1 protein-coding gene is annotated in these 1,191 nt (G+C 57.9%); it reads left to right on the top strand.

All coding sequences use genetic code 11. The features are described 5' to 3' along the window. Positions 1-184: 184 nt before the first annotated feature. The coding region (nusG, locus tag E5342_RS18985; protein ID WP_135960080.1) for a transcription termination/antitermination protein NusG at positions 185-1,191 on the top strand (1,007 nt) is incomplete at its 3' end.

Raw genomic sequence — 1,191 nt, 5'->3', positions numbered from 1 at the left:
ACCTTTTAGGCTACTCCCCAAGTAGCCTGATATTTCAAGGTATGGCAATTTTCAGCAATGCCACGTTTAAAAACATAAAACACTGTTTATCAAGACGATATAGGATCTTCTTGGTAGGGCTCCGAATTGCCGTACGGTCTGTTTTCGGGCTGCGGGATAACCACAGGAAAAGATAATCATAGAGATGGAACTATTGACAAGCAAGTGCTCGGACAGGTTCATGGAGCATGTCCAGAGGCGGCGTGACCAGGAGGCCGTCCGCTGGTACGTGCTCACGCTTCCTACCGCGGGTGGGGGGCGTGACAAGATCAGCCCCTCGAAGGGGCTGGCCGCGGAGCTTTCCCGGCGTGAGCGTCGTGGTGAGACGTTGTTCGAGTATTTCGCCCCCTCGTACGTGGAGGCCAGGAAGGTGGGCGGCAAGCTGGTGAACACGAGGCGGCCCCTGCTGTACAACTACGTGTTCGTCCACGCCTCGGAGGACGAGATCTTCCGCCTGAAGCGTACGCTTCCCCTGTATAATTTCCTCCCCCGGGTTTCCTCCGGCGGGCGGTCTTACTTCCCTTACCTCTCGGATCGTGAGATGGATACCTTGCGTTGGGTCTCGGCTTCTTACTCCAACGAGCTTCCGGTGTACGTGCCAGATAGCGGCCGCTTGTTGAAAGGCGACCGTGTGCGTATCACCTCCGGCCCTTTTACCGACATGGAGGCTGAGGTGGTGGTGCAGCCGGGCGGTGGTCATAAGGACGTGATGGTACGTATCCTCGACTGTCTGTGGGTCCCCTTGTTCGAGGTGAGAGCGGGGGAGTACGAGTTGATCGAGCTGAACACGGGGGGCAAGCATGTCTATACCCATTTGGACAACGACCGTCTGTCGGAGGGCTTGCACGATGCCTTGGGCCGTTACCATGCCTCCGGCGTGGTAGTGGATGAGGATGCCCGTCTGGCCCGTGAGGTGCTGCGTGGCTACGCCTCTCTCCGTGGTGAGACTGACGTGATCCGTTGCAAGCTTTACTCATTGCTCCTTCCTGCCTATCTGCTTTTGGGCGATGAGGATGAGTTCGGTCGTTTGCATGCCACGGTGCGCAGCATGCTCCCGGTGATAAAGGCGGCGCAATCCCGTGCGTTGTTACTGGTCACGCTGTACGGCTGCACGGACAGCAGCCTCTACCAGCGCATGGCGCACGAGCTGGT

This window comes from Parabacteroides distasonis (assembly GCF_004793765.1).
In the GTDB taxonomy this organism is placed as follows: domain Bacteria; phylum Bacteroidota; class Bacteroidia; order Bacteroidales; family Tannerellaceae; genus Parabacteroides; species Parabacteroides distasonis_A.
The sequence above is the reverse complement of the archived record's forward strand: the minus strand, read 5'-3'. Positions and strand labels throughout refer to the sequence as shown.